The sequence below is a fragment of the Pseudomonas sp. DR48 genome (genome assembly GCF_019823085.1).
Taxonomy (GTDB): Bacteria; Pseudomonadota; Gammaproteobacteria; order Pseudomonadales; family Pseudomonadaceae; genus Aquipseudomonas.
On record NZ_CP081946.1, the window covers coordinates 97,779 to 124,080 of the forward strand.

General features: G+C 58.5%; 21 protein-coding genes. 7 read left to right on the top strand and 14 right to left on the bottom strand.

Going from position 1 to position 26,302, the window contains the following annotated elements:
* Nucleotides 1-97: 97 nt before the first annotated feature.
* A complete protein-coding gene (mnmC, locus tag K5K95_RS00400) occupies nt 98-2,077 on the top strand; it encodes a bifunctional tRNA (5-methylaminomethyl-2-thiouridine)(34)-methyltransferase MnmD/FAD-dependent 5-carboxymethylaminomethyl-2-thiouridine(34) oxidoreductase MnmC (RefSeq protein WP_222587949.1) in 1,980 nt (659 codons plus the stop codon).
* Nucleotides 2,078-2,080: 3 nt separating this feature from the next.
* Here mnmC and K5K95_RS00405 read toward each other — a convergent pair whose 3' ends face one another.
* A complete protein-coding gene (locus K5K95_RS00405) occupies nt 2,081-6,883 on the bottom strand; it encodes an NEL-type E3 ubiquitin ligase domain-containing protein (RefSeq protein ID WP_222587950.1) in 4,803 nt (1,600 codons plus the stop codon).
* 296 nt (nt 6,884-7,179) lie between these two features.
* Between K5K95_RS00405 and K5K95_RS00410 the strand changes: the two genes are divergently transcribed.
* The 4 genes from K5K95_RS00410 (at nt 7,180) to K5K95_RS00425 (ending at nt 12,473) form a co-directional block, all read left to right on the top strand.
* On the top strand, nt 7,180-8,952 hold the full coding sequence (locus tag K5K95_RS00410) for an N-acetylglutaminylglutamine amidotransferase (RefSeq protein WP_222587951.1): 1,773 nt from the start codon (nt 7,180-7,182) through the stop codon (nt 8,950-8,952).
* Nucleotides 8,953-8,955: 3 nt separating this feature from the next.
* Nucleotides 8,956-10,704: an N-acetylglutaminylglutamine synthetase gene (gene ngg / locus K5K95_RS00415; protein WP_222587952.1), complete on the top strand. Its 1,749-nt coding sequence runs from the start codon at nt 8,956-8,958 to the stop codon at nt 10,702-10,704.
* A gap of 162 nt (nt 10,705-10,866) precedes the next feature.
* Complete coding sequence (locus K5K95_RS00420; RefSeq protein WP_090186641.1) at nt 10,867-12,057, top strand: osmoprotectant NAGGN system M42 family peptidase; 1,191 nt, start codon at nt 10,867-10,869, stop codon at nt 12,055-12,057.
* 188 nt (nt 12,058-12,245) lie between these two features.
* Nucleotides 12,246-12,473 carry a YheU family protein gene (locus K5K95_RS00425; RefSeq protein WP_007945785.1) on the top strand — a complete coding sequence of 76 codons (228 nt, stop codon included), beginning with the start codon at nt 12,246-12,248 and terminating at the stop codon, nt 12,471-12,473.
* 5 nt (nt 12,474-12,478) lie between these two features.
* Here the strand turns inward: K5K95_RS00425 and csrA are convergent, their stop codons facing one another.
* The 3 genes from csrA to K5K95_RS00440 all read right to left on the bottom strand — a co-directional run bounded on the left by csrA (nt 12,479) and on the right by K5K95_RS00440 (nt 14,022).
* Nucleotides 12,479-12,664 carry a carbon storage regulator CsrA gene (gene csrA, locus K5K95_RS00430; protein ID WP_222587953.1) on the bottom strand — a complete coding sequence of 62 codons (186 nt, stop codon included), beginning with the start codon at nt 12,662-12,664 and terminating at the stop codon, nt 12,479-12,481.
* Nucleotides 12,665-12,809: 145 nt separating this feature from the next.
* Nucleotides 12,810-13,142 (bottom strand): YnfA family protein, encoded by a 333-nt coding sequence (locus tag K5K95_RS00435; protein WP_222587954.1) that lies wholly within the window; start codon nt 13,140-13,142, stop codon nt 12,810-12,812.
* A gap of 64 nt (nt 13,143-13,206) precedes the next feature.
* Nucleotides 13,207-14,022 carry an SDR family oxidoreductase gene (locus K5K95_RS00440; RefSeq protein ID WP_222587955.1) on the bottom strand — a complete coding sequence of 272 codons (816 nt, stop codon included), beginning with the start codon at nt 14,020-14,022 and terminating at the stop codon, nt 13,207-13,209.
* A 278-nt stretch (nt 14,023-14,300) separates the two neighbouring features.
* Between K5K95_RS00440 and K5K95_RS00445 the strand changes: the two genes are divergently transcribed.
* A complete protein-coding gene (locus K5K95_RS00445) occupies nt 14,301-14,459 on the top strand; it encodes a DUF3309 family protein (RefSeq protein WP_169858239.1) in 159 nt (52 codons plus the stop codon).
* A gap of 60 nt (nt 14,460-14,519) precedes the next feature.
* Here the strand turns inward: K5K95_RS00445 and K5K95_RS00450 are convergent, their stop codons facing one another.
* The 10 genes from K5K95_RS00450 to K5K95_RS00495 all read right to left on the bottom strand — a co-directional run bounded on the left by K5K95_RS00450 (nt 14,520) and on the right by K5K95_RS00495 (nt 24,042).
* On the bottom strand, nt 14,520-16,613 hold the full coding sequence (locus tag K5K95_RS00450; protein WP_222587956.1) for an LTA synthase family protein: 2,094 nt from the start codon (nt 16,611-16,613) through the stop codon (nt 14,520-14,522).
* A gap of 285 nt (nt 16,614-16,898) precedes the next feature.
* On the bottom strand, nt 16,899-17,504 hold the full coding sequence (locus K5K95_RS00455; protein WP_222587957.1) for an START domain-containing protein: 606 nt from the start codon (nt 17,502-17,504) through the stop codon (nt 16,899-16,901).
* A gap of 41 nt (nt 17,505-17,545) precedes the next feature.
* Nucleotides 17,546-17,800 (bottom strand): YkgJ family cysteine cluster protein, encoded by a 255-nt coding sequence (locus K5K95_RS00460; RefSeq protein ID WP_222587958.1) that lies wholly within the window; start codon nt 17,798-17,800, stop codon nt 17,546-17,548.
* A gap of 163 nt (nt 17,801-17,963) precedes the next feature.
* Nucleotides 17,964-18,434, bottom strand: a complete 471-nt coding sequence (locus tag K5K95_RS00465; RefSeq protein ID WP_222587959.1) for a translation initiation factor 2 — start codon at nt 18,432-18,434, stop codon at nt 17,964-17,966.
* 89 nt (nt 18,435-18,523) lie between these two features.
* The gene (locus tag K5K95_RS00470; RefSeq protein WP_059406834.1) at nt 18,524-19,963 is read right to left on the bottom strand and encodes a PLP-dependent aminotransferase family protein; all 1,440 of its coding nucleotides are present in this window, start codon (nt 19,961-19,963) and stop codon (nt 18,524-18,526) included.
* 201 nt (nt 19,964-20,164) lie between these two features.
* Nucleotides 20,165-20,977 (bottom strand): OmpA family protein, encoded by an 813-nt coding sequence (locus tag K5K95_RS00475; protein WP_222587960.1) that lies wholly within the window; start codon nt 20,975-20,977, stop codon nt 20,165-20,167.
* Nucleotides 20,974-21,330, bottom strand: a complete 357-nt coding sequence (locus K5K95_RS00480) for a DUF4398 domain-containing protein (protein ID WP_222587961.1) — start codon at nt 21,328-21,330, stop codon at nt 20,974-20,976. Before K5K95_RS00480 ends, K5K95_RS00475 begins: the two co-directional genes overlap by 4 nt.
* Nucleotides 21,331-21,339: 9 nt before the next feature.
* The gene (locus K5K95_RS00485; RefSeq protein ID WP_222587962.1) at nt 21,340-22,167 is read right to left on the bottom strand and encodes a substrate-binding periplasmic protein; all 828 of its coding nucleotides are present in this window, start codon (nt 22,165-22,167) and stop codon (nt 21,340-21,342) included.
* Nucleotides 22,168-22,360: 193 nt separating this feature from the next.
* Entirely contained in the window at nt 22,361-23,290 is a 930-nt protein-coding gene (locus K5K95_RS00490; RefSeq protein ID WP_222587963.1) for an electron transfer flavoprotein subunit alpha/FixB family protein, read from the bottom strand.
* A gap of 2 nt (nt 23,291-23,292) precedes the next feature.
* Nucleotides 23,293-24,042 (bottom strand): electron transfer flavoprotein subunit beta/FixA family protein, encoded by a 750-nt coding sequence (locus K5K95_RS00495; RefSeq protein ID WP_090186674.1) that lies wholly within the window; start codon nt 24,040-24,042, stop codon nt 23,293-23,295.
* 546 nt (nt 24,043-24,588) lie between these two features.
* Here K5K95_RS00495 and K5K95_RS00500 point away from each other — a divergent pair.
* Nucleotides 24,589-26,253, top strand: a complete 1,665-nt coding sequence (locus tag K5K95_RS00500) for an electron transfer flavoprotein-ubiquinone oxidoreductase (RefSeq protein WP_222587964.1) — start codon at nt 24,589-24,591, stop codon at nt 26,251-26,253.
* The last annotated feature ends 49 nt before the right edge of the window (nt 26,254-26,302 follow it).

The following is a 26,302-nucleotide window of genomic DNA, read 5'->3' on the forward strand; positions in this document are numbered from 1 at the left end:
TCCCTCGGGCAAGGGATATGAGGTGCGCAGCTGCCATGGATCAAGCGTCGCCGCGGCGATCGGCTAGAATGGCCACCTTGCCGTTGCAGAGCCTGCCATGAAACCTGTATTGCCTAACGCCCAACTTGACTGGGACGACCAGGGACTTCCGCGTTCGCGAGTCTTTGACGATGTGTATTTTTCCAACCAGTCAGGCCTTGAAGAAACCCGTTACGTATTCCTTGAACAGAACGGATTGCGTGAACGTTTTGCGGCGTTGCCGGCCAGCGGTCGGCTGGTCATTGGCGAAACGGGCTTCGGCACCGGGCTTAACTTTCTGTGTGCCTGGCAGTTGTTCGAGCAGCATGCAGTGGCCGGTGCACGTCTGCATTTTGTCAGCGTCGAAAAATACCCGTTGAGTACCCCGGACCTGCAACGGGCACTGGCGTTATGGCCGGAACTCAAGCCGTTTGCCGATCAATTGCTGGCGCACTACGTGGCGATCCATCAAGGCTTCCAGCGACTGGTTCTGGACAATGGCCGAGTGACCCTGACCTTGTTGATCGGCGACGCACTGGAGCAGCTGCCGCAACTGGATGCACGGATCGATGCCTGGTTTCTCGACGGTTTCGCCCCGGCGAAAAACCCCGACATGTGGACCGCCGAACTGTTTGCCGAACTGGCGCGCCTGGCCGCGCCAGGATCGACCATCAGCACCTTCACCAGTACGGGTTGGGTACGCCGCCTGCTGAATGCAGCAGGGTTCAAGATGAAGCGCACGCCGGGCATTGGCCATAAGTGGGAAATCCTGCGCGGAGTGTTCCTCGGCTGGCCTGAAGAAACTGCACCGCCCGTTGCTGCCAAGCCCTGGTTCGCACGCCCGACGCCAACGTCCGGTGAACGTCATGCGCTGGTGATCGGCGCCGGCCTGGCCGGTTGCGCGACAGCCGCCAGCCTCGCTGCGCGGGGTTGGCAGGTGAGTTTGCTGGAGCGACATGACGCGCTGGCACAGGAAGCCTCGGGCAATCCGCAAGGCGTTTTGTACCTCAAGCTTTCGGCCCACGGTACGGCGTTGTCACACTTGATTGTCAGTGGTTTCGGTTACACCCGACGCCTGCTCGAGCATCTGCAGCGCGGCGTTGACTGGGACGATTGCGGCGTATTGCAACTGGCGTTCAACGCCAAGGAAGCGCAACGCCAGGCGCAATTGGCGCAAGCCTTTCCCGAAGATTTATTGCACACGCTCGATCAACAACACGCACGGATTCGCGCGGGTGTCGACCTGCAATGGGGCGGCCTGTTCTATCCCGAAGGCGGTTGGGTGCACCCGCCCGCACTTTGCACATGGCAAGCAGCGCATCCGGGTATCCGGATCCTGACGCACCACAATGTGCTGCAATTGCGCCGTGAGCAGGGACATTGGCAAGCATGGGACGGCGACCGCTTGCTGGCCAGCGCTCCGACAGTGGTACTAGCCGGTGCGGCGGACATCAAGTGTTTCGACTTCAGTAGCGATTTACCCCTCAAACGTATTCGCGGCCAAATCACCCGACTGCCCCAGACACCAGAAAGCCAAGGCCTGAGCACCGTCGTGTGCGCCGAAGGCTATGTCGCGCCGGCTCGCTTGGGCGAGCACACTCTCGGCGCGAGTTTTGATTTCAATAACGACGACCTGACGCCAACAGCCGCCGAGCACGCTGGCAATCTGCACATGCTCGAAGAAATCTCGATGGACCTGGTGGCTCGACTTGGCGCCGACACCTTGCACCCCGAGACGCTCGAAGGTCGCGCGGCGTTTCGCTGCACCAGCCCCGATTACCTGCCGATCGTCGGCCCTTTGGCCGACCGTGAGGCCTTCGCCGACGCCTACGCCTCCCTGGGCAAGGATGCCAGGCAAACCCCGGACATCCCGTGTCCATGGCTGGAAGGCGTTTACATCAACAGCGGCCACGGTTCGCGTGGGCTGATCACCGCGCCCTTGTCAGGGGAGTTGCTGGCGGCCTGGCTCGACGACGAACCATTGCCACTGCCCAGAGCCGTGGCCGAGGCCTGTCATCCGAACCGCTTTGCCCTGCGGCGCCTGATCCGGGGCCAATAAACCTCAACTGCCCGGCAGCGCACAGATGCCCAGGTCGTCAATTCTCAATGCGGCCTGGGTCAACTGCTCGAACACGGCGTTCTGCGCGGCTTCCTTTTCAGCCTTGATCACCGACACCTGGAGCAGATAGTCGGCCGTCGAGAGGGTGTCCGCCTTCTCGAACACCGCCTGCATCTTCGCCGGGTAAGTCACGTTGAGCGCCGCTAAGCTTCGCGGGTAATGGCGACCAAGGTAATCGGTCCAGAACGGCTGGCGTATCAGGAACCGCATGAAGGCCGGCGACAGTTCAGCGTTTTTGATGGTTCGCTCCGCATTATCGAGCATGGCTTGCGACACACCACTCAACGTTGCATAGCGCATATGCTTCGGTTGCCCCGGCAGCTCGAAGGTCTGTGCCAGCCCGGTACGAAAGGCAAGGCTGACTTCAAGCGGGTCTGCCTTGGGATCCTGCGCAATGTGCTTCTGGGCAATCTGATCCAATTGATCGAGTCGAAACAGGCCGCGTCCCAGCTTCAACAACTGTGCCGCCGCCGAGTGCGCGGCAGTGGCCGAACTGATCACCCTGTCCACTTCCACCGCGACTTCCAGGTGACTGAAGTTCAACGCCGCTGAATCCGTGCAGTTGATTGGATTGGCCGCCAACTCAAACACCTGCTCGCGTATTGGCGTGTCCGCCTCGGCAGCCTCCAGCACGCTCCAGACTCGATGGGTCATGTCCTCGCGCACATGTTCGGTATCGGCGGTATCGCCCAGCTCGGCCAGCAATCGAAACAGACCATCCGCGGCGGGATCGTCTTTGATCGCCGTCCAGGTTGAGGTGCGCGCAGGTGATGCCCACTCTTGCGGTAACCAGAGTTCCCGGGCTCGCTGTTCATTCAAGCGTTCAATATCGTCTTCGAGATAACCCATGCCGATTCCGATCCGGTCACGGTAACGCTGGAGCTGGGAACGACTGGCGCCGGAAAGCGGGTTGTGTCGCACGTTGAGCGCCTCACTGAACTGTCGGGGGGTGTTGAACAACCAGTCCGGCAGCATTTTGATCTCGTTATCGCGCAAATCCACCCGCTCCAGATTGGGTAAGCGCGACAGGTTTTTCGGCAGCTCAGTGGCACGGGTATCGCGCAACGACAGGTATCGCAAGTCGAACTGCTTGCCTACGTCGAGCGTGGCGCCAAGCCTTCGGTTGGCGCTCAGATTGAGGTTTTCAAGCGTACGCATCCCGGACAGCTTTTTCAGGGTCTGCTCGGTCAATTGCAGGTCATTGTTGGCCAAACTCAGTTGCTTGAGGTTCGGCATTACCGAGAGCACTTCGGGTAACTGGGTCAGCTTGTTGTCATTGATATTCAGCGACTCGACCTTGCTGAATGCCTTGATGAAATAAGCGACGTCGTTATCCAGCTCCATATTCTTGAGTGACAGCGACTCCACGTGATCGAAATTCAGCTGAGGTGGCAAAATCGGCAGTTTGCCCACGCGCATCCCGTCGAGCTTGAAACCTTGCTCCGACATACCTTTTTCATTGCGCAGAAAACTCAGGCGTCGCCAACAGTGTTCGATAATGTCAGACACCTGTCGACGGCTATGGCGTCGCTCAACCTTTTCGGCTGTCGAGTTCAGCCCACTCTCATCGCTGCTCCAGACTTCAAGCGACCGACGCAATGTCTTCAATGCCTGCTGTAGAGTTTTGACTTCTTTCGCCCGCGTCAGATGATCGCTGCCCAATCCGTCCAGAAACGTATGAGCCTGGCCGTCGGAAAATAGCGGATACAGTTTCTGGACTTTGCGCACCAGCGCCCGAGGGTGGGTCGAACCCGGCACCGGCGCATCGGCCGGCATGCACGACGCTGACGAGACCGTCTCATCAAGGGCCGCACCAGTAAATACACGCTCGGTGACGGGTCGATCCTCAAGACCCTTGTTCAGCAAATCACGACGCAGGCGCACGCCTTCGCTCTCTTCAAGATTTACGATGCCCATGGCAGTACGCTGACCCTGAGGTATGGCGCGCAGAATCGACTGGTAAAAACCGCTTGATCCGCTGGCAGCAACGCCCAGCGATTGACCCTCTGCGGTGAACGCTTCATAACCGGTCGCACTGCGAACGATGATCCGTTTGAGCGTCGCGTCCACTTTACCGGCACTGGCCGACAACGAACCGGTCAACGATCCTTGACGCAGTTCCAGGCGCAGCGTGTTGCTCCAGCCGCTCAATCGCGGTAGCAGTTGAATCGCCAGCTTTTGGGAATCGATCTCTGCGATATCGGGCAAATAGAGCCCAGACAACGCACGGTCGAGTCGTACGTCGGCCACTGCTCGGCGAACCTTTTGCGCCATGCCCATTGGTACCCGTCCAGTGGTTCGCAGGTGCAAACGTTCGGTGCTGGTTGCCCCCTCGATCAACTCCTGCGCCAGGCCAACGGGAAGTTCGGGGAAAACACCGCGTATTTTTTGCACATCGCCGATGCCGTTCTGTTCATAGCGTTGATAGAGGTGCCTGAACACAGACTGGCGATCGGACTTGATCGCAGCCCCGAGTTTTTTCGCCAACGCTTTACTTTCGTTACCCTTGACGACGCCTGCGCCCAGCAACGCATCGACTTCACGCGGGTACAGACCCGCAACGACCGTCTCAAGCAGTTCGCCGTTGTTCAACTGCGCTTGGGTCACCTCAACACTCAACTCCTCGTCAGCGACGAGTGTCGTAGGCGGGTACATCGCCGTAACCTTGCGTTCGTCATCGAGCACTTCGATGTAGCGCTCCGCAGGCCAACCGGGCAGAGACGGCAAGGTGTGCAGTTGTGCCTGAGCATGACCGGCATTTGCCACGTCTGCGGCCTGCATGTCGGCAATGAAATCACTCAAATACTGCTCGATCCGAAACCGTTCGATGCAATCTTTCAATCGGGCGGGCAGCCTTTGGTTTTCTTCACACAGGTGATTCAACCGGGTGACCGGGTTATCGGTGATTTTGCGGATGGTTTCCAGACGCTCTTCGTCGAGTACGGCCAGGCGCGGGTCGATACGTTTCAGTGCGTAGGCGCCGCTGCTCCACGTTTGCGGCTGTTCATGCGCAAAACGCCAGCCACCCTCGCCGTTGTGCTCGACGATCGGCGAAAAAGCATCGCTACGCACAGGATGCCTGACGCGCCACTTGCCCTCGGATGAATCGAAAGCAACTTCATAAGTGCAACCATCAATCCTGACAAAACGCCGCGCGTTGACCCGATAGAACCCTTCGGCGTCGGCGTTCACCCCGACAGTCGTTGCCTGCTGGTACGGTTCTATGTCCGGCTTCCAGAGTCGCGGTTTCCCTGCCGTGTTTTCGACGGCGATAAAGCGACTGAAAAAATCCGGATGCGCCGCAACGGTCCGCTTGATCAACGAACCGATGGCCTTGGTGCCGGCCGCAAACGCCGCCATCATCGCAATATTTTCGGCCACATTGAGCAAATGCCCCACCGCGCCAACCTTGTCCTCATGGCGCCAGTCTTCAATGCCGTCGTAAACCTCACCCAGCAGTTGTCCGACGGCGACACCCATCATCAACTGCCCCAGCACCGGGACAAACAGTCCGGCGATGTTTGCGATCAACAAGCCTGCTTCTTCGTAATCCAGCAGCCGTTTCTGACGGACTTCGGCGTCTACCTGCGCAGTCGGTACCGCCAATACCAGGGCATGGCTTTTCATCTTCGTGAAGTGGCTTTGATAGAGGAAACTCAACAGCGTCGAAGGGATGGCTGGCGTGTCGAGCGCCCAAGGTTCGGTGTTGGCGAGGGAGGTAAAAAAATCGGTCCTGTTGCTTTCATCAATGTAGCCGGCAAAAAAATCGGCATAGGCACTGACCTTCAGTTGCTGACCCAAATACCACTGGAACAGCGCGAACGTGGTGTATTCGTAAATCGGCCGAGTTGGCTCGTTGGGCATGTACACAACGCACGCGTCCACGGGATGGTCCTTGAGCGAGCGCTTTGAAAAGATCACCACGCCCCACAGGCACATGCCGAACATCTCCAGCCCTTGCAATTGAACCGGTACGGTCTCGTAAAGAATCGGGGTAATACCCGGCGCAGTACCGGTGCCACTGGTCAATGCCAGGTTTTCAAACATCTGAAAAGCCGATTCGCCAATGTGCCCTTTCAAGTACGCAGTGTGCGCATCGACTTTCAGGGCACTCCATTTGAGCTGGCGGATATCAGCGTCGAGCGCGCCTGCCGTGAACGTCGCATCGAAATGACGCTGATATCGCTGACCCAGATCAAGATCGCGACACACCTTGGCAAAGGCCTCGGGCGTCAGCCGTGGAACGCCCTTGGGGGTAGAAGCCACACGTACGATCGAGCCGGCAGGAAAGCCATCGTCCTCGGTTTCATCCTCGGTGAAGTTGTGCATCGCCGCCTGCAACAGGCTGCGCTTGGCGATCACATTCAGTTTTTCAGCATCATCGGGCGAGGTGGATCCGGCGCAACCACAGTCAAAACCCGGTAGCTCGACGCCATCATGCTCGACATCGAATACAACGCCGTATTGCCGCGTCAGCGCCTCGGTCAGTTCAACGCGACAGAATTCGTCCAGTGGCTTGAGCCGATCAAGCGCCGGCTGGACTTTGAGCTGACAGGCTTGAAGTTCATGCAGGGCGGCTGCAAACGCCACGATTTTTTCCGGCGTTGCATCAGCGAGCCACACAGGAAGGCTCTTTTGCAGAGATTCGGCGGTTTCCAGATCGCCGGTCATCAGCATCAAGGCGGCGAGCCGGTCTGTGGTCGTGAACGGCTTGATCGCCGCAACAATGGGGTCCTTCACGGGCATACGCAATGTTCCTTATTGCATACAAAAGAGCCCCTACCGTAGCGAATGCATCGGCCAATGAATAACGCAAAAACCAAGGTGTTTCAGCCACTTAACTAGCAACATTGTCCATACATAACCTAACTATGTACCGCACGCGACTGCGCATTTTGAGTTAAAGGCAGCCCCTTGAGCTCCAACCCTTATTACTTATCGATCTAAAACTCACAGGATTTCACCGGGTCAGTTTCTGAGTACCCGGCACTTTGGCCGACTATCGATTGACCCTCCCCAACGGAATAACCGGTAAGGAATTTATGTGCGGATTAGCTGGCGAGTTACGCTTCGATCATCAACCTGCGGACCTGGCGGCCGTTGAACGGATCACCCATCACCTAGCCCCACGTGGCCCTGACGCATGGGGTTTTCATGCCCAAGGGCCGATTGCCCTGGGCCATCGTCGCCTGAAAATCATGGACCTGTCGGACGGCTCGGCGCAGCCAATGATCGACAACCAACTGGGCCTGTCTCTGGCCTTCAACGGCGCGATCTATAACTTCCCGGAACTGCGCACCGAGCTCGAAAGTCTCGGCTATGCCTTCTATTCCGGTGGCGACACCGAAGTGCTGCTCAAGGGCTATCACGCCTGGGGTGAAGCGCTGCTGCCCAAACTCAACGGCATGTTCGCGTTCGCTATCTGGGAACGTGACGCCCAACGCCTGTTCATCGCCCGCGACCGTCTCGGCGTGAAGCCGCTGTACCTGTCGCGTACCGGCCAGCGCCTGCGTTTTGCTTCCGCTTTGCCGGCACTGCTCAAGGGCGGCGATATCAATCCGGTCCTTGATCCGGTGGCGCTCAATCACTACCTGAACTTTCATGCGGTGGTCCCGGCGCCGCGCACCTTGCTGGCAGGCATTGAAAAACTACCGCCCGCGACCTGGATGCGCATCGAGGCGGACGGTCGTACCGAACAGAAAACCTGGTGGACCCTGCCCTACGGCCCGCACGCCGACGAGATGAACCTGACGCTCGAAGACTGGCGTGACCGTGTCCTCGACAGCACCCGTGATGCCGTAGCGATCCGTCAACGGGCAGCGGTCGACGTCGGCGTCCTGCTTTCCGGCGGCGTCGATTCGAGCATGCTGGTCGGCCTGTTGCGCGAAGTCGGCGTCGAAAACCTGTCGACGTTCTCCATCGGTTTCCAGGATGCCGGCGGCGAGCGCGGCGACGAATTCCAGTATTCGGACCTGATCGCCAAGCACTACAACACGCAACACCATCAACTACGCATCGACGAAAAAGAGATCATCGAGCAACTGCCCGCGGCGTTCCGCGCCATGAGCGAGCCGATGGTCAGTCATGACTGCATCGCCTTCTACCTGCTGTCCCGGGAAGTGGCCAAGCATTGCAAAGTGGTGCAGAGCGGCCAGGGTGCGGATGAGCTGTTTGCCGGTTATCACTGGTATCCGCAAGTCGACGGCGCCGCCGATCCGTATGCCGCCTACCGCGAAGCATTTTTCGACCGTAGCTATGAAGACTACGCCGCCACGGTGCAGCCGAAATGGCTGACGGCAAATGACGCCGCAGGCGACTTCGTGAAGGAACATTTCGCACAGCCCGGTGCCGATGCCGCCGTCGACAAGGCCCTGCGCCTGGACAGCACGATCATGCTGGTGGACGACCCGGTCAAACGCGTCGACAACATGACCATGGCGTGGGGCCTGGAAGCGCGCACACCGTTTCTGGACTATCGACTGGTGGAATTGTCGGCCCGCGTGCCGGGTAAATTCAAACTGCCGGACGGTGGCAAACAGGTACTGAAGGAAGCGGCGCGACTGGTCATTCCAAGCGAAGTGATTGATCGCAAGAAAGGTTACTTTCCGGTGCCGGGCCTCAAGCACTTGCAAGGTGACACGCTGAACTGGGTCCGTGAACTGCTGCTGGATCCGAGTCAGGATCGCGGCCTGTTCAACCCGGCCATGCTTGACCGCCTGCTGACCGATCCGCAAGGCCAGTTGACCCCGTTGCGCGGCTCCAAGCTGTGGCAGTTGGCGGCCCTCAACCTGTGGCTCAGTGAACAAGGAATCTGATCGATGAAACCTAACGCTACGGCGTATAGCCAACGCTTGTTGCGCGGTCAGTCGCCCACTTATGAACGCTTGCAGGCGCGCCTGGCCGAGGATGGCAGTGAACTGGGCACCGCGCCCATTGCGGTGCATTGCGGCTGGGGCCGGTTGCTGATCGGCCACACCTTTCCTGATCCGGCGAGCCTCGCCCAGGAGCTGCTCAATGAGCAGCCGGGCGAGCGAGACATTGCGCTGTACGTCGCCGCCCCTCAGCAAGTGCTGGGGCTGGAGCCGGCTCAATTGTTCCTCGACCCGTCCGACACCTTGCGTCTGTGGTTCAGCGATTACCGTCAGTCAACGCGCGTGTTTCGTGGTTTCCGGATTCGCCGCGCCCAGAGCGAAACAGACTGGCAGGCGATCAATCAGCTGTACCACGCACGCGGCATGTTGCCCATCGATGCCCACCTGCTGACGCCGCGCCATCAAGGTGGCCCGGTGTATTGGCTCGCTGAAGATGAGGACAGCGGCGCAATCATTGGCAGTGTCATGGGCCTCAATCATCACAAGGCCTTCAACGACCCGGAAAACGGCAGCAGCCTTTGGTGCCTGGCGGTGGATCCGCACTGCTCGCGGCCCGGCGTCGGTGAAGTGCTGGTGCGCCACCTGATCGAACACTTAATGAGCCGCGGCCTGAGCTACCTCGACCTGTCGGTGCTGCACGACAATCGTCAGGCCAAGAGTCTTTATGCCAAGCTCGGTTTCCGCAACCTCCCGACCTTTGCCATCAAGCGCAAGAATGGCATCAACCAGCCGTTGTTTCTCGGTCCGGGTCCGGAAGCGGAATTCAATCCGTATGCGCGAATCATCGTCGAGGAAGCCCATCGCCGTGGCATCGATGTACAGGTCGATGATGCCAATGCCGGCATGTTCACCCTCAGTCATGGCGGACGTCGCGTACGTTGTCGCGAATCGCTGAGTGACCTGACCAGCGCCATCAGCATGAGCCTGTGCCAGGACAAAAGCCTGACGCATAAAGTGCTCAAGGCCGCCGGACTGAACCTGCCGTCCCAGCAACTGGCGGGCAATGCCGATGACAACCTGGCCTTTCTCGATGAGCACGAGCGGGTGGTGGTCAAACCTCTGGATGGTGAACAGGGTCAAGGCGTTGCCGTGGACCTGCAGACCATCGAGGACATTCAGCAAGCCGTCGAAGCGGCCCGCCAGTTCGACAGCCGTGTGTTATTGGAAAGCTTCCACGAAGGCCTTGATCTGCGGATTCTGGTGATTGGTTTTGAAGTGGTCGCGGCGGCCATTCGTCGACCGGCAGAAGTGGTCGGCGATGGCCAGCATTCGATCGGTGCGCTGATCGAGGCCCAGAGTCGCCGTCGGCAGGCCGCTACCAGCGGTGAAAGCAAAATCCCTCTGGACCACGAGACCGAGCGCACCTTGCAGGCGGCGGGTTACGACTACAACAGCATTCTGCCGGCCGGCGAGCATCTGTTCGTACGGCGCACGGCGAATCTTCATACCGGTGGCGTCCTTGAGGACGTCACGGAGATCCTGCATCCGACCCTGTTGGATGCCGCCGTGCGTGCCGCGCGGGCGCTGGACATTCCAATGGTCGGGCTCGACCTGTTGGTGCCTGCGGCGGATCAGCCGGAATACGTATTCATCGAAGCCAACGAGCGCGCCGGACTGGCTAATCATGAACCGCAGCCGACGGCTGAGCGGTTCGTGGATTTGTTGTTTCCGCACAGTCAGCCGGCGGTTTCTTAATGAAGTAGTGCCTGTCAGGGCGCCTTCGCGAGCAAGCCCGCTCCCACAGGGGTACGCGGTCAAATGTGGGAGCGGGCTTGCTCGCGAAGACGGCCGAACAGTCGACAAAAATTCCTTCCTCTCATCGAAACCATCGATGCGCACAACTCATCAGGAGTTTCCATGACCAGCAAAATCCCCGAACCGGATCTCAACTATCTGCAGAAAGTCTTGCTTGAAATGCTCGCCATTCCCAGCCCGACCGGGTTCACCGACACCATTGTGCGTTACGTAGCCGAGCGCCTTGAAGAACTGGGCATTCCGTTCGAAATGACCCGGCGCGGTACGATCCGCGCAACGCTCAAGGGCAAGAAAAACAGCCCTGACCGCGCGGTTTCGGCCCACCTCGACACCATCGGTGCGGCGGTGCGTGCCGTGAAAGACAATGGTCGACTCACCTTGGCGCCGGTCGGTTGCTGGTCCAGCCGATTTGCCGAGGGCAGCCGCGTCAGTCTGTTCACTGACAACGGCGTGATCCGTGGCAGCGTATTGCCGTTGATGGCCTCCGGGCACGCGTTCAACACGGCGGTGGATGAGATGCCGATCAGTTGGGATCACATTGAATTGCGCCTGGACGCTTACTGCGCGACCCGTGCCGATTGCGACTCACTGGGCATCAGCGTGGGCGATTTTGTCGCCTTCGACCCGCTGCCCGAGTTCACCGAAAGCGGCCACATCAGTGCTCGCCACCTGGACGACAAGGCCGGCGTTGCGGCACTGCTGGCGGCGATGAAAGCGATCGTCGACAGCGGCGCAGAGTTGATGATCGACTGCCATCCCCTGTTCACCATCACCGAAGAAACCGGCAGCGGCGCAGCGGCGGCATTGCCCTGGGACGTCAGCGAATTCGTCGGCATCGACATCGCACCGGTCGCCCCCGGCCAGCATTCCAGCGAGCACGCGGTGAGCGTCGCCATGCAGGATTCCGGCGGCCCCTATGACTATCACCTGTCGCGGCACCTGCTTCGATTAGCCAGTGAAAACGAGCTGCCGGTGCGTCGCGACTTGTTCCGTTATTACTTCAGCGACGCGCATTCGGCAGTGACGGCCGGCCACGACATTCGCACCGCCCTGCTCGCCTTCGGCTGTGACGCCACTCACGGCTATGAACGTACGCACATCGACAGCCTGGCTGCGCTCAGCCGGTTGCTGGGTGCCTATATTCTGAGTCCGCCGGTATTTGCCAGTGATGCTCAGCCGGCGAAGGGATCGCTGGACCGGTTCAGTCATCAGATCGAGCACGACGCGCAGATGGAAAGCGACACGCGGGTGCCGTCGGTGGATAGCCTCGTTGGGCAGCGCTCAGAGAGTTGAGTCCCGACTTGCGATTATGGGCGCGAGGAATATCGCCTTCGCGAGCAAGCCCGCTCCCACAATGGAATGCGATCAACTGTGGGAGCGGGCTTGCTCGCGAAGGCGGCAGGTCGGGCAATGAATGGGCTTAGGCTAGCCGCCACCCATCATTCGCCGTAGCATCGCGCCATTGTCAAACCGAGGTGCCTATGCTGATTCCCTACGACCAACTAGAAGTCGACACCCTGACCCGCCTGATCGAGGATTTCGTGACCCGTGACGGTACGGACAACGGCGATGACACGCCGCTGGAAACCCGCGTATTACGCGTTCGCCAGGCGCTGACCAAGGGTCAGGCACTGATTGTCTTCGATCCGGAGAGCGAGCAATGCCAGTTGATGCTCAAGCATGATGTGCCCAAGCACCTGTTCGACTGAGCCCTTCAACGACCCTTGTTTTTGGCCAGTTTGATCTGGATGCGCTCATAGACTTCGGCGCGATGGACATTGACGCTCTGGGGGGCTTCGACGCCGAAACGCACGCTGCCTCCATTGACGGCAAGGATGCGTACGGAAATGTTGTCACCGATGGAAATCATCTCGCCCACAACGCGGCTGAGTACAAGCATGGCATTCATCCTTCAGGGTTACCGGCCCTTGAAGATGCCCGTCGCACAGCGGGTCTTCAATGCAGCGAAGGCAAATCAGTCCCGCCCTACAGCGCACTACGATTCCCCCCGACGGAAACGTCTGACAAATCGGCTCAATGCAGCATCAGGAGGCGGAGAAGCGCGGGCCGAACAAAATGATGCTGGCCCCGATCACACACAACGCCACACCCAGCCAGTCCGAGCCCAAGGGACGAATCCGCTCGACCACCGCCAGCCAGCCGATCGACGCGACAATGTAGATGCCCCCGTAAGCGGCATAGGCGCGGCCGGCGTAAGTCGCTTCGACCCGGGTCAACAACACCGCAAACAAGGTCAGGCTGAGCAGCGCCGGCACGACCCACAAGGCGCTTTTACCTTGACGAAGCCACATCCAGAACGCGAAGCAACCGGCGATTTCAAACAGCGCCGCGAGGAAAAACCACAAGTAATTGAGCATGCAAACGTCTCGCGAGGATGGCCGATTGCGGCCACCCTAACGAGGGTATTGCGCAGGGGCAAGTTCAGCCCGCGCTTTGTTTGGCCTTGGCGCGCATTTTGTCGGCCATGACGGTCATTTCGTTGTAGAGCAGTTGTGGATTCTTCTGCTTGAGCGCCCACGCCATGCGGCCCTGTTCGTGGGGCAGGATCATGAATTCGCCAGCGGCAACGTGCTCGTAGATGTAATCGGCAATGTCGGTCGCGGTGATCGGCGAGCTTTCCAACAGTTTGCCGACCTGGGCTTTCATGGCCGGGGTCGGGCCACGGAAGGAGTCGAGCAGGTTGGTCTGGAAGAACGAAGGACAGACCACATGCACGCCCACTTCCTGCTGTGCCAATTCGATCAGCAAGCTTTCTGACAATGCCACGACGCCGGCTTTGGCCACGTTATAGTTGCTCATGGCCGGACCTTGCATCAGGGCGGCCATCGAAGCAATGTTGATGATCTTGCCTTTGCTTTTTTCCAACAGCGGCAGGAAAGCCTTGCAGCCCTTGACCACGCCCATCAGGTTGATCGCGATTTGCCAATCCCAGTCTTCAAGTGACAGCTCACTGAAGAAACCGCCCGAGGCTACGCCCGCGTTGTTGACGATGACATCGATGCCGCCCAGTTTCTCTTCGCACGCTTGGGCGAACGCGGTCAGCTGGCTGTAATCGCGCACATCGCAACGCTGGATAAAACCGTTACCGCCGGCTTCCCGGACCAGTTTGAGGGTCTCTTGCAGGCCAGGCTCGCTGACATCCGACAAGGCCAGCTGCCAGCCTTCACGCGCCCAGCGCAGCGCGATTTCGCGACCCAGGCCTGAGCCTGCGCCAGTGATCATCATGCGATTTTGCATAGCAAACAGCCTTGTCGTTCCGGGAAAGATGCGCTGAGTGTAGCGAAGGACATTGCCCGACCCACGCTCCATCAAATTGCTGAATGGCCCGAGCAAACCACGGCGAGCCTGCATCAATTAACGTTGCAAAAACGAAATAAGCCTATCTTCGAAAAACATTAAAAAAACTTGGAATTTTCTGACCCGCGCGCCAGTCCGACTTTATAAGCAGCTTGAATTAAATGCTTTCCAGCTGACAGTTTAAAGCTAGGTCACTTCGAAACACTTCCAACAAGGAAATAGACATGGGCACAATTCTTATCGTTATTCTGATTCTTCTACTGGTAGGTGGTTTGCCGGTCTTCCCACACTCCAGAAGTTGGGGTTATGGCCCGTCGGGTATCATCGGCGTGGTGTTGGTAGTGCTGTTGATTCTGCTGTTACTCGGCAAGATCTAACGATCTGACAGGCAAAAAAAGAGGCCCTTGAAAAAGGGCCTCTTTTTTATTGCCGAAAATTTAATCCGGCTTGCCGTCTACCACACCGGCGGTGTTGTCGAGCAGGCTCTTGGTCGCGGTCTGCAAGAACGCTTCAAGTTTCTGCTTGAGGGCTGCTTCATCGGCCGACTCGGGAATCACGTCACCTTTAGGATTGGCGCCCAGCTCGTATTGATACAACTTGGGCGGCATATCTTTGGGCAGGACCAGTATACGATCCGCTGTGAGCAACGCTACGGTTTGATCGCTGCCCGAAGGTTTGATCACGCCAAAACCCTTGTCGCCTTCCGGCAGGTTCAGCAAGTCACGACCCCAGCATTGATGAATCACGTCGCCACCGACACGGCCCATGATGGTCGGCACGATATCGATCTGAGTGCCCACGGTGTGGTCGACCTTACCGAATTTGTCCTGAATGCCCGGCGCGATCATCAGCATCGGAACGTTGAAGCGCCCCAGGTCCATTTCGGTGATCTGCTGCTCGTTGCCGAAACCGTGGTCGCCGACGATCACGAACAGCGTCTCATTGAAGTACGGTTCTTTGCGCGCCTTCTCGAAGAACTGCCCCAGCGCCCAGTCAGAGTAGCGCATGGCGGTCAGGTGCTCGTTAAGGGTGCCACGATCAGTGACGCGCTCGACCGGCAACGGCGTTGGCAAGGCATATGGCGTGTGGTTGGACAGGGTTTGCAACAAGGCATAGAACGGTTTCTTCTCCTTGCCATCACGCGCTTTCAACTCTTCCAGGCCACGGTTGAACATGTCCTGGTCGGACACACCCCAGGTCGGGTCGGAGAACACCGGATTAACGAAGTCGTTACGCCCGATGAAGTTGGTCATACCCTGGTTGCTGAAAAAGCCCGACTGGTTGTCCCAGGCGAAATCGCCGTTGTAGACGTACACATCGTCGTAGTCACGGGCGCTGAGCAACTGCGGCAGGCCTGACAGTTTGTGACTGCCTTCCGGGGTCTGCATCAGGTATTCGAAACCCGGCAGGTTCGGGAAGCAGGCCATGGTCGCGAACATGCCCTGGTGGGTATGCGTGCCGTTGGAGAAGAAGCGATCGAACAACAGACCGTTTTTGGACAGTGCATCGAACGAAGGCGTGATGTTACCCGGACGTCCCAATGCGCCTACCGAGTGACCGGCGAAGCTTTCCATCAGGATCACCACGACGTTCTTGATCGGCAGGGTCTTGTCGGCATTCGGGGTGAAGTTGCGACGGACTGCGGCAATATCTGCATCAACCAGTTTGTCGCTCGGTGTCAGCAACATGTCGCGTACGGTCTGCTGGGCCAGCGGCTGGTCCAGCGTGGCTTTCCAGATGTTGCTGCGCTCGTCCGACATCCGGCTCTTGGCGGCGGCAATCAGTTGCAACGTGCCGTTGAGGCCCAACTGGTTGGCGAAGTTCGAGTCGGTGGTGTAGACGTCACCCCAACGCAATGGCGGCCCCTGACGCAGAGTACCGCGGGCGGCAACTACGCACATCATCAGGCAAACCACGAATACCGCGATGCGTGCATACCACGGGGCGATCTGGCGCGTGCCGATGCTGCCGCCGCTGAATGGGCCACGAGGCCGGGTCGCGCGGTCCGCGCCCTTGAACGCGAGGGTCAGGATCAGCGTGCCGAAGGCCCAGGCCAGCAGGTAGCGAACCACCGGAAAACCATACCAGAGCATGCTCATGACGGTAGACGGGTCTTCCTTCACATACTGGAAGACCAGACCGTTGAGGCGCTGGTGGAATTCGCGGTAGAAGTCCATTTCCATCAAGCCGAGGAACAACGCGATGCTCGAAGCGACGGTGAGCCAAAGGCGGAAAAAACCGCGTGCCGCCATGGCCCGTGCACTGAACAACGCCAGCAGCAACGGAACGATGAGGTAGACCACCAGACGCAGGTCGAAACGCAGGCCGTTGGCGAACGCTTCAAGGAAGGTCGAGGCCGGTGTATCAAGAATCATCGAGCGGTTGTAGACCAGCAGCGCAACGCGCAGCAGGCTGAACATGACCATCATGACAAAAGCGCACAGCAGCGTGTAGGCCATATGCGATTTGACGGTCGGTTGCAGCAGGCGACTAGAAGCTCGCTGCTGATTCAGGGCATCCGGGTTTGCCATGTCGTTTTAGGACCCATTGGAAGTTGAAGTTACAAAAATAAAGTGGCGCCCTGCCCTCTGTTGGCCAGTTCTCGGCCCCGGGGCTTGCGCGGTGCGCAAATGTTGCACGATCACCCACCTCATTGCCAATGATTACTGTTTGGCAAGCTGAGCGGGCGGATTGTCTTGGAGGCTTTGTGAAAATTTCGTGCAACGTATATCCAGAAACAAAATAAACCCTTTTTACCGTCATCAGAAACGCAAACGCCCCGAAAAACCCGGGGCGTTACCTGAAACGCCGCGCGATTACTTCTCGGCGCGTTGCTTCAGGGCTTTGAGCGTGTTGAACGGTGCATCGACCACGAACTTGTTGGCCACTATCGACGGGATGCTGCCGCCCGGCTCGGTGTGCACCTGGTAAGTCACTTCCACCTGATCACCCTTGGGTACGAACTTCCAGAAACCCTCGACCTTGGTAACCCGCACGAAACCTTTTTCTTCCGGAATGTATTTCGGCACGCCTTCGAGTTTGCGCGTCAGGCTGCCGTCGGCGCCTTCAACGGTGGTGACATGCAACACCGAATCACGCGGAGTCACTGGCCATGGGGTATTGAACTGGGTGTAGGTCCAGTTCTGATCGCCTTCGTGCTTGAGCAGTTTCTGGGTCTTGCAATCGTGAATCCAGGCGCAGGCACCCGCCACGTCTTCCTGCAATGCACGCAGTTTGGCAACGGTGGTTTTCATCAACGTAACGCCTTGATAGGCCTTGTAGTCAGAGCCGGGCACTTCACTCAAGGATACTTTGATACCGTCTTCGTTCTTGGCAACCTTCCAGTCTTCGGCGTGTGCCGCCGAGGTGGCCAGCACCAGCGTCAAACCAGACAGCACAGCCATACGATGCAGCGAACCCATAGTCTTATTCCTTATTGTTGAAGTTCCGTTCGTTGAACACATCACGCCGCCGTTACTTGCTCCCACCAACCCAGCAACTTGATCGCTTCGTCACGGCTGCTTCCGCAGACTTCGACATCGGCTGCAAATGCCGAGCAGACCGCAGGACGCTCCGGCATACCGAAAATGCGACACAAGTTATCGACAGATAGCTGAATACAACGTTCGCCAGCGGCTTTGCCATTGGGCATGCCGGGAATCGGTGAACTGATGGAAGGGGCAATGCAACAGGCGCCACAGCCTTCACGGCACTTCATGACGAAAAGCTCCTCGCGGGGCAATGTGTTAATGGACGAGGCACAGAGTAACCGCTAAAACAGCCGTTTAAAATTACCTGGACCGGGGTTTTTGCACTCAAAGGAGCGTGACTGACCAGTCTCCGACAAAGTGTCTGGGCCGCGGGTCACGAATCAGCGTCGTTTACTGCTTGAACTCGAAATCCAGTGCTGCACCTTCGACATCCCGGCGTTCGTCGTTACGTCGTTGCAACTGCATCTCGTTATTAAGCAGACGGCCGTTAAGTTGAAACGGGCTGCTGTTCGCCTTGTCACCAAACATTTGTGGCAACACTGCATCGTGCCGGGGCAACGGCACCGTTCCGATCGGTTTCAGCTCTTCAACCATGCCTTGCGGCAAGCTCAAGTCCAGTTTGACCGGAGGAAGTTGGGTTTTCACCACTTCGCTGGCCGGTTTCGACTTGGAGGCAATGGGCGGACGCTTTTTCACCGTCGGCTTCTTTTTCACCGGCGCGACTTTTTTTACAGGTGCTGCTTTCTTCGAGGATGTGCTGGCGGCCGGTTTTTCCTGAACGGAAGCGCCCATGACGCCTTCGGCGTGAAAGGTCATCAACAGGCATAACGACAGCCAGACGGCAGGATAAATCGGTTTCATGGACCCAACAGGGCTAACGGCAGAGGGCCATATGCTCGCTTGTTGCGCGCAACAAGACAAGCATGGACAGGCCTGACCAGTCCGTCCCTTTAAATGCCGCCGGCCATCTCCTGGCAAAGTTGAGTTGCCAACATTCCCAATGTCATCAATGCACGTTCGGCTTCACGGTTCCACGGCGTGCCACAGTTCAGCCGAATACAGTGATTGAACTGCTCGGTATTACTGAAAATCAACCCCGGCGCGATGCTGATGCCTTGCTGCAAAGCACGCACATGCAGTTCCTGAGTGTTGACCCGCCCCGGCAGACTGACCCATAGAATGAAACCGCCGGTAGGCCGGGTCATTTGCGTGCCTTCCGGGAAATACTGCTGCACGGCCAGCTGGAAAGCGCTGAGGTTCTTGCGATATTCCTGACGAATGTAGCGCAGGTGACGGTCGTAACCGCCGTTCTCCAGGTAAGCGGCTATCCCCATTTGCGTGACGCTGCACGCCGAATGCGTGCTGAAGGTCTGCAAACGCTGAATTTCCTGCTGATACTTGCCGGCGATCATCCAGCCGATGCGCACGCCCGGTGACAGGGTTTTGGAGAAGCTTGAGCAATAAATCACGCGATCCAGCCGGTCATAGGCTTTCAGAGACTTAGTGCGCCCTTGCTCAAACATCAGCTCGCCATAAATGTCGTCTTCGACGATCTGGATATCGAAATCCGAGGCCAGGCGCAGCAGTTGCTTCTGCCGCTCTTCAGGCATGGTGCCGCCCAGTGGATTGCTCAGACGCGTGGTGAGCACCAGCGCCTTGATCGACCACTGGTTGGCCGCCAATTGCAGGGCTTCCAGGCTCATGCCGGTCGCCGGATCGCTGGGGATTTCAATGACTTTGAGGCCCAGCAGGTCGGCCAGTTGCAGCAATCCGTAATAGGTCGGTGATTCGGCGGCGATCAGGTCGCCAGGCCGGGTCAGCACGCGCAGTGACATCTGCAACGCGTCAACGCAACCGTGGGTGATCACTACCTCGGAGGGGTCGACCACTACGCCGGCATCGCGCATGCGGATCGCCACCTGTCGGCGCAACGGTTCGAAACCGGGGCTGAACATGTAGCTGAAAGCCCGCGGGCTATGGAAACGGGTGACTTTGGCCAACTGCTGGTGCAAGGCGCGGACCGGCAGATAGTCGACGCTCGGCACCGCCGCCCCCAAGGGGAAAACGCCCTCGCGGCGCGACTCGACCAGTACCTGTTGAATGATGCTGCTGCGCGTGACCAGGCCCGGGCGCTCGACCCGGGCGATATCCGGCGTCGGCGCGGTCAGGGCCGGCGTCTGGTGTACGTAGTAACCGGACTGGGGTCGGGCGCGGATCAGCCCTTGATCCTCAAGGTTGGCGTAAGCCTGCAACACGGTCGCATGACTGACGTTGAGCTGCGAGCTCATCTTGCGTACCGAAGGCACGCGCTCCCCCGGCTGATAGACGCCACGACGGATGTCTTCGGCCAGTTGCTGAGCAATACGTTGGTAGAGCAAGAGATTGGTCATGACGCAGCACTCGATTTCACGGGCATTTTATTCTTGTGTGAAACAATACCGGAACAGTTTAGAAGTGTACTGGGACAGTTGCCACAATAGTCGACCGTACAGTGCAGTGTCAGCAAAAACTGTACTGCTTTGTGAAGCTATTGGCAGGCGTAAAAAAACCCGGCGCTGACAGGCAGGCCGGGTTTTCCAGTGACGCAGCCTTTAGCGAGCGGCGCCGAGCTGGCCTTTTTCGTCGGAGAACACAATTTCCACCCGTCGGTTCTGCGCGCGACCACGCTCGGAAGCGTTCACATCCACCGGGTATTCATCGCCGTAGCCTTCGACTTTGATACGTTTATCGTCGATACCCAGATCCATCAGCACATCCGCTACCGATTGTGCGCGGTCAAGGGACAGCTTGAGGTTCTCCTGCTTGCCGCCAGTGCTGTCGGTGTAGCCCTCGATGCGAACTACACGCTTGGGATTGAGTTGCAGGAATTGCACGATTTTGAGGACCACACGGTTCGCCGAGTTCTTCAACTCCGCCTCACCCGTATCGAACAGCACGTCACCCAGGGTCATCACCAGACCGCGATCGGTCTGCGTGGTCGCCATTGCAACGATCTGTTCTTCGAGCCACTTGCCCTGCTGCTGCACGCTGAGCAACTTGGACTCACGCAAGGCCAATTGCAGGCGTTGACGCTCCAGTTCAAGCTTCGTCGCGCGCTCTTCGTTGAGCACTTGATTGGTGTGTTCACGCGCGATTTCACTGTAGCGCTGGCTCAGGTAGGCGTAATGCACCACGTCCGCGCCGCTGCCCCAATAGCTGGAAAGCCGGTCGGCGCGGGCCAGGGATTCGCCGGCGCGGATCACATCCTTGGGAGCGATGCGCAGCACGTTGGAGTCTTCCTTGACCTTCTGGAAGTCTTGGCCGGCTTGCTGCAGCGCGGTCTCGCTGTGTTGACCGGCGCAACCATAAAGGCTCGCGCAACCTGCCAGGATCAAACCGCCGAGTGCTTTGGACGTGAGGCTCATTGGGCATCTCCCAGTTGCTTGCGCAGACGAGTGATGCGGGTGTTGAGCACGTTCAACTGCTCCTCGCTCTTGAGGGTCAGCACCTTCGCTTCAGCCAGGCGTGCATCCAGCTCGGCCTGTTCGGCCCGCATGCGCGCATGCTTGTAGGAATGATCGGCCATGTCGCCCTGGGCGCGAGAAAACTTTTCTTCGGCCAGCTTCAGTTCCGGCACATCGTCGGCGTTGGCGCCAACGGCCTTGGCTTGTAAGAGGGTCTGTTCGGTCAAGCGTATTTGTTCATTCGGCGCCGGATCGGCTGCACAACCCGCCAGAGCCAGAACGGCCAGGGCAGCGAAAAGAGGTCGAATACTCACTAAAAATCCCTACTGTTTTGGGGTACTGACAGGCAGTTGCTGCGGTTGTTGCTGCTGCGCTTTCCAGCGCTCGATGTTGCGTTGCAACACAGCCTCCGTCAGTCCGGACGCGGGCAATTCTGTCATCTTTTTGGCCAGCTGTCCGCGCAACCAAGGATCGTTGCAGGCGGAGTTGTGGGAAACCGCGAGGAACAGGCCCGGCTTGTCGACCGGCTGCGGGCGAGGGATCAGGTCATTGGCCATGCTCAGCGCCTGCGCGGCGGCCATGCCCGAGTAGCGCCCGGCGAGGACAAATTCCACCTCACCCAGCAGCAATTTCTGAAAGGCCTGGGTCAGGTTTGGAGTGCGCACGAGGGTCAATTGCTGCTCGGCGAAAGTGCCGAATGCCTGGGTCATTCGAGACTTTTCCGACAGTGCGCCGGGATGGCCGTGGAGGTCCTGCACCTGGTTATAGATCAGCGCCGAATCTTTGCGGGTCCAGACCAGATAATCATTTTCCAGCAGCGGTGGATGGATGTAGTCCAGGGTGTCCAGCTCACTGACGGTCAGAGGCGCGTCGGCCAGCATGTCCATGCGCCCGCTGCGCACTTCATCCAGTGCCTGTGCGCGCTTGCCGGCATAAAGCAGTTCGACCTTGATGCCTATCTGCCCCGCCACCTGTTGCAACAGGTCAGCGCTGGCACCAATCAAATGCCTGGGGTCTTGCGGGTCTTGCCAAAGGTAAGGCGGCGCGTCCGGACTGCCGGTCACCACCAGGCGTTCGCACTTGCCCGCGGCGTTGGACAGCGCCGGCAATACCGCTAATCCCAGCAATCCCCACACCAGACGCAGATCCATGGCCAAATACTCCTCTCAATCCCGGTTATGCCAGCTGTAGGAGCTGTCGAGTGAAACGAGGCTGCGATCCTTTCAGGTCCGCTTGAATTCCAAGATCAAAAGATCGCAGCCTCGTTTCACTCGACATCTCCTACAAAAGAACAAAAAAAAGCCCGACCAACAGGCCGGGCTCTTTATAAGTGAAGCAGCCGGATTAGACCAGCTTCTCCAACTCAGGGATGGCTTCGAACAAGTCCGCCACCAGGCCGTAATCGGCCACCTGGAAGATCGGCGCTTCTTCGTCCTTGTTGATCGCAACGATCACTTTGGAGTCTTTCATGCCGGCCAGGTGCTGGATCGCGCCGGAGATACCGACGGCGATGTACAGCTGTGGAGCAACGATCTTGCCGGTCTGACCGACCTGCATGTCGTTGGGTACGAAACCTGCGTCGACCGCGGCGCGCGAAGCACCGACGGCAGCGCCCAGCTTGTCGGCCAGGGCGTACAGGTGTTTGAAGTTGTCGCCGTTCTGCATGCCGCGGCCGCCGGAAACGACGATCTTGGCAGCAGTCAGTTCAGGACGATCGGACTTGGCCAGTTCTTCGCCGACGAAGCTCGAAGTGCCAGCGTCGTGCGCAGCAGCAACCGCTTCAACAGCAGCGGAGCCACCTTCGGCAGCAACCGGGTCGAAACCGGTGGCACGCACGGTGATGACTTTCACGGCAGCGTTCGATTGAACGGTGGCGATGGCGTTACCGGCGTAGATCGGACGCTTGAAGGTATCAGCGCTTTCGACCGAGATGATCTCGGAGATCTGGTCAACGTCCAGCTGTGCGGCAACGCGCGGCAGGATGTTTTTACCGTTGGACGTGGCGGCAGCCAGGATGTGGCTGTAGCCCTTGCCCAGCTCGGCGACCAGAGGCGCGACGTTTTCCGGCAACTGGTGAGCGTAGGCGGCGTTGTCGGCCACCAGCACTTTAGCCACGCCAGCGATTTTCGCTGCGGCTTCAGCCACGGCGCCAACGCCCTGGCCGGCAACCAGAACATGGATATCACCGCCGATTTTGACGGCAGCAGCCACGGTGTTCAGGGTGGCCGGGGCCACTACCTTGTTGTCGTGTTCAGCGATTACCAAGATAGTCATGATCAGATTACCTTCGCTTCGTTTTTCAGTTTCTCGACCAGTTCAGCCACCGACTTGACCTTGATACCCGCGCTGCGTGCAGCTGGCGCTTCGACTTTCACGGTCTTGTTGGTGGAGGCGGTGGAAACGCCCAAAGCGTCCGGAGTCAGCACTTCGAGAGGCTTCTTCTTGGCTTTCATGATGTTTGGCAGGGACGCGTAGCGCGGCTCGTTCAAACGCAGGTCGGTGGTGACGATGGCTGGCAGCTTCAGGGAAACTGTCTGCGCGCCGCCGTCGATTTCGCGGGTCACGGCAACGGTGTCGCCGGACACTTCGACTTTCGAAGCGAAGGTGCCCTGACCGTAGCCACTCAATGCAGCGAGCATCTGGCCAGTCTGGTTGTTATCACTGTCGATGGCTTGTTTGCCAAGGATCACCAGCTGAGGCTGTTCCTTGTCGACAACAGCCTTCAGCAGCTTGGCAACGGCCAGGGAAGTCAGATCTTCAGCGGATTCGACGAGGATGGCACGGTCCGCACCCAGAGCCAGCGCAGTGCGCAGTTGCTCTTGAGCGGTGGACGGGCCGACGGAGACGACGACGATTTCAGTCGCAACACCTTTCTCTTTCAGGCGTACGGCTTCTTCCACTGCGATTTCGCAGAACGGGTTCATCGACATCTTGACGTTGGCGAGGTCGACGCCGGAATTGTCCGCCTTGACGCGAACCTTGACGTTGTAATCCACAACGCGTTTGACAGCTACAAGAACCTTCATGGATTCCTCGTTACTCTCCGGTGAAAAGAAAGTCGCCTAGGCGAACCTGGCGGTTTGATGCTCATCGGCGCAAGGGCACCTCTAAAAACGCTGGCAGGTGTATCGGGTGACCTTGCTCACGAGGCAGATGACCGTTCGTCAGTGGTGACCGACAAGTCATTTATTATCGCGGCGTGTAAACTGCGCGCCAAACCTGCGCAACAAATCACCTTGTACTGCCATCGCCCTGTCTTTAGAGGTGCTCTTGATACCAACAGTCAGCCTACGGCGAGCGCAAAACCGACCGTATCTTGACCGGAACGCTTATTCCGGTCAATACGGCAAAATGGCCGTTCATAAGCCGCGTGACTTTGATTTCTCTGGCTTTGAGCCAATTCAAACAAACGTTTGTATTGGACGCTAGGAGTGGTGTAGATATAATGCGCCACCCAAAGAGAAAGGTGGTCAATCGATTGTCCGTGCTGTGCGTTGAGCAGTCATTCATGGATGCGACACCAAACCTCCAATTAGAAAAAAAACTGTTGAGCCTTGAGTAGGAGATAACCTGTGGAACGCGAATACATGGAATTCGACGTCGTCATCGTCGGTGCCGGCCCCGCTGGTCTTTCCGCCGCCTGCCGCTTGAAGCAGAAGGCCGCTGAAGCCGGTAAGGAAATCAGCGTCTGCGTGGTCGAAAAAGGCTCCGAAGTCGGTGCTCACATCCTCTCCGGCGCGATTTTCGAACCGCGCGCCCTGAACGAATTGTTCCCGGACTGGAAAGAACTCGGCGCCCCGCTGAATACGCCAGTCACCCGCGATGACATTTTCGTTCTCAAGAACGCCGACAGCGCGCAAAAAATTCCAGACTTCTTTGTGCCCAAGACCATGCACAACGAAGGCAACTACATCATTTCCCTGGGTAACCTGTGCCGCTGGCTCGCCCAGCAGGCCGAGAACCTGGGCGTGGAAATCTACCCGGGCTTCGCCGCCCAGGAAGCGCTGTTCGATGAGAACGGCGTGGTGCGCGGGATCATCACCGGTGATCTGGGCGTTGACCGCGAAGGTCACCCGAAAGAAGGCCTGTACACCCCAGGCATGGAACTGCGTGGCAAGTACACATTGTTCGCCGAAGGTTGCCGTGGCCACATCGGCAAGCAGTTGATCAAGCGCTTCAATCTCGACAGCGAGGCTGACGCCCAGCACTACGGCATCGGCCTGAAAGAAATCTGGGAAGTCGACCCAGCCAAGCATCAGCCTGGCCTGGTGGTCCACACCGCCGGTTGGCCGATGGACATCATGGGCACCGAGAACACCGGTGGCTCGTTCCTCTATCACTTGGAAAACAACCAGGTGGTCGTCGGTCTGATTGTCGATCTTTCCTACAGCAACACCTACCTGTCGCCGTTCGACGAGTTCCAGCGCCTCAAGCATCACCCGGTGCTCAAGCAGTACCTGGAAGGCGGCAAGCGCATCAGCTACGGCGCACGCGCCATCTGCAAAGGCGGCCTGAACTCGCTGCCGAAGATGGTGTTCAAGGGCGGCGCGCTGATCGGTTGCGACCTGGGCACCCTGAACTTCGCCAAGATCAAAGGCAGCCACACGGCGATGAAGTCCGGCATGCTCGCCGCTGAGTCCGTGGCCGAGGCATTGTTCGCCGAGAAAGACGGCACCGAAGAACTGACCACTTACGTCGACGCGTTCAAGAAGAGCTGGCTCTACGAAGAACTGTTCGCCAGCCGCAACTTCGGCCCGGCGATCCACAAGTTCGGCGCCATCGTCGGCGGCGGTTTCAACTGGCTCGACCAGAACATTTTCGGCGGCAAACTGCCGTTCACCCTGCACGATACCAAGCCGGATTACGCGTGCCTCAAGCTCGCGGCGGACTGCAAGAAGATCGACTACCCGAAACCCGACGGCAAGATCAGCTTCGACAAACTCAGCTCGGTGTTCATCTCCGGTACCAACCATGAAGAAGAACAGCCGTGCCACCTGAAGCTGACCGATCCGAGCATCCCGATCGGCAAGAACCTGCCGCTGTACGATGAACCCGCCCAGCGTTACTGCCCGGCTGGCGTGTACGAAGTGGTGACCAAGGAAGACGGCGAAAAACGCTTCCAGATCAACGCCCAGAACTGCGTTCACTGCAAGACCTGCGACATCAAGGACCCTGCACAGAACATCACCTGGGTGGCGCCGGAAGGTGCTGGCGGCCCGACTTACCCGAACATGTAAGCCGAACGCCTGAACATCAAGGCTCCCGAACGGGGGCCTTTTTGTTGCT

Coding starts and splice junctions, on each gene's coding strand:
- K5K95_RS00470 (WP_059406834.1), bottom strand. CDS start 19,963: ATGACCAATCTCTTGCTCTACCAACGTATTGCTCAGCAACTGGCCGAA.
- K5K95_RS00410 (WP_222587951.1), top strand. CDS start 7,180: ATGTGCGGATTAGCTGGCGAGTTACGCTTCGATCATCAACCTGCGGAC.
- K5K95_RS00450 (WP_222587956.1), bottom strand. CDS start 16,613: ATGGCAAACCCGGATGCCCTGAATCAGCAGCGAGCTTCTAGTCGCCTG.
- mnmC (WP_222587949.1), top strand. CDS start 98: ATGAAACCTGTATTGCCTAACGCCCAACTTGACTGGGACGACCAGGGA.
- K5K95_RS00455 (WP_222587957.1), bottom strand. CDS start 17,504: ATGGGTTCGCTGCATCGTATGGCTGTGCTGTCTGGTTTGACGCTGGTG.
- K5K95_RS00420 (WP_090186641.1), top strand. CDS start 10,867: ATGACCAGCAAAATCCCCGAACCGGATCTCAACTATCTGCAGAAAGTC.
- K5K95_RS00495 (WP_090186674.1), bottom strand. CDS start 24,042: ATGAAGGTTCTTGTAGCTGTCAAACGCGTTGTGGATTACAACGTCAAG.
- K5K95_RS00405 (WP_222587950.1), bottom strand. CDS start 6,883: ATGCCCGTGAAGGACCCCATTGTTGCGGCGATCAAGCCGTTCACGACC.
- K5K95_RS00425 (WP_007945785.1), top strand. CDS start 12,246: ATGCTGATTCCCTACGACCAACTAGAAGTCGACACCCTGACCCGCCTG.
- K5K95_RS00465 (WP_222587959.1), bottom strand. CDS start 18,434: ATGAAACCGATTTATCCTGCCGTCTGGCTGTCGTTATGCCTGTTGATG.
- K5K95_RS00460 (WP_222587958.1), bottom strand. CDS start 17,800: ATGAAGTGCCGTGAAGGCTGTGGCGCCTGTTGCATTGCCCCTTCCATC.
- K5K95_RS00435 (WP_222587954.1), bottom strand. CDS start 13,142: ATGCTCAATTACTTGTGGTTTTTCCTCGCGGCGCTGTTTGAAATCGCC.
- ngg (WP_222587952.1), top strand. CDS start 8,956: ATGAAACCTAACGCTACGGCGTATAGCCAACGCTTGTTGCGCGGTCAG.
- K5K95_RS00475 (WP_222587960.1), bottom strand. CDS start 20,977: ATGAGCCTCACGTCCAAAGCACTCGGCGGTTTGATCCTGGCAGGTTGC.
- K5K95_RS00490 (WP_222587963.1), bottom strand. CDS start 23,290: ATGACTATCTTGGTAATCGCTGAACACGACAACAAGGTAGTGGCCCCG.
- K5K95_RS00440 (WP_222587955.1), bottom strand. CDS start 14,022: ATGCAAAATCGCATGATGATCACTGGCGCAGGCTCAGGCCTGGGTCGC.
- K5K95_RS00485 (WP_222587962.1), bottom strand. CDS start 22,167: ATGGATCTGCGTCTGGTGTGGGGATTGCTGGGATTAGCGGTATTGCCG.
- csrA (WP_222587953.1), bottom strand. CDS start 12,664: ATGCTTGTACTCAGCCGCGTTGTGGGCGAGATGATTTCCATCGGTGAC.